Raw genomic sequence first — 461 nt, forward strand, 5'->3', positions numbered from 1 at the left:
GGCAACTATACAAGTGTGGAAATTATGGAAATTTACCAAATCACAAATAGATTGCAAATCGAAACCTAAATGTCACGGAACTAGGCAGACGAAACGTACCGGATGGTGAGGTCTCTTTTGCTAACCGGCATCCCAGATGGTGATGTTTGGATGGCGTCCACCTCAAATAAGCAAATTTCAAAAAAAGCGAGCTTCCAATATAGGGAACTCACTTATATCATCTATTTTTATGCTACGTCATAGCCTTGTTCCTCAACAGCTTCTTTCATATTCTCTGAGGAAACTTTTGATTCGTCATAGGTAACTTCCACTTTACCAGAGTTTAGATCTACCTCTGCAGCAGATACTCCTTCTAAACCTTTTAGCGCGCCTTCTACTGATATTTTGCAGTGGCCACAAGTCATTCCCCTAACATCTAAAGTTTTGGTTTGCATGTTTTCTCACCTCCTTTTTGAAGATTT

At 39.9% G+C, this 461-nt stretch carries 1 protein-coding gene; it reads right to left on the reverse strand.

Features of this window, described 5'->3' with window-relative positions; translation table 11 throughout:
- Positions 1-227 precede the first annotated feature (227 nt).
- Positions 228-434, reverse strand: a complete 207-nt coding sequence (gene copZ, locus CXF70_RS07370; protein WP_101802113.1) for a copper chaperone CopZ — start codon at positions 432-434, stop codon at positions 228-230.
- Positions 435-461 lie beyond the last annotated feature (27 nt).

The sequence above is a fragment of the Planomicrobium sp. MB-3u-38 genome, assembly GCF_002836425.1.
GTDB lineage: Bacteria > Bacillota > Bacilli > Bacillales_A > Planococcaceae > Planococcus > Planococcus okeanokoites.